The following is a 720-nucleotide window of genomic DNA, read 5'->3' on the forward strand; positions in this document are numbered from 1 at the left end:
AGGATGACGACGACCGGTCGGCCTGTGCTCACATCGTAGACGTGGATCGGCTTAAAGACATATTCCCCTTCATGAGCATTGAAGAGCGACAACTGTTGTCGGCCGTGAACCACGTCGACCGTGTCATCGATATCGAGGGTTATGGCCATTGGAACAGCCGACTCGAAACTGGCGCAGTACTGGTCGATAAGACCGTAGGTCAGCTTTATCGAGCTACGCAGGTCCGGCGCATTCTCAAGGCGCGACAGGGTCGGTTGTGAGCACAGGTCCTTGCCGCCTTCAGGCAGTCGCCCGCATGCCAGCTTGAAGGCCGGATCGGTGCGCAGGAAAGCCAGATCGTTGCCATCTTCATAGCCACAGGCGATGGCGAAGACCCGCGCCTTCAGGATCGAGGCAAGGGAATGGGTTACCAGGAAGGGGTTGCGTCGATCCGGTATCAGCCGCCAAAGACGATCAATGATCCCGATCCGGCGTTCCGCGGCAGTCAACAGCAGGACACCGCCGTCCGAACTGATGCGTCCGCCATCAAAGGCGGCCGTGATTTTCTTGCGCGAAACGCTTGGCAAATCGAATGGAAGATCGGTATCCTGGTCCATGGCGGGTGTGGCAGGGCTCGTGGTTCGGAATGGGTTTGGTGTGGTAACCGGAATCTATTCCAAAACAACGCTTTACGCTACACCCGCTGCATCTTTTTGCCGCCGCCGTGAATAAGGGCGGCTA

The 720-nt window shown here is 57.6% G+C and carries 1 protein-coding gene; it reads right to left on the minus strand.

The window, feature by feature from the left end; translation table 11 throughout:
* Positions 1-596 (minus strand): transposase (locus ACK8OE_RS20885; RefSeq protein WP_410274233.1); only part of this gene is annotated, 596 nt, incomplete at its 3' end.
* Positions 597-720 lie beyond the last annotated feature (124 nt).

Source organism: Asticcacaulis sp. W401b, from assembly GCF_046503825.1.
In the GTDB taxonomy this organism is placed as follows: Bacteria; Pseudomonadota; Alphaproteobacteria; order Caulobacterales; family Caulobacteraceae; genus Asticcacaulis.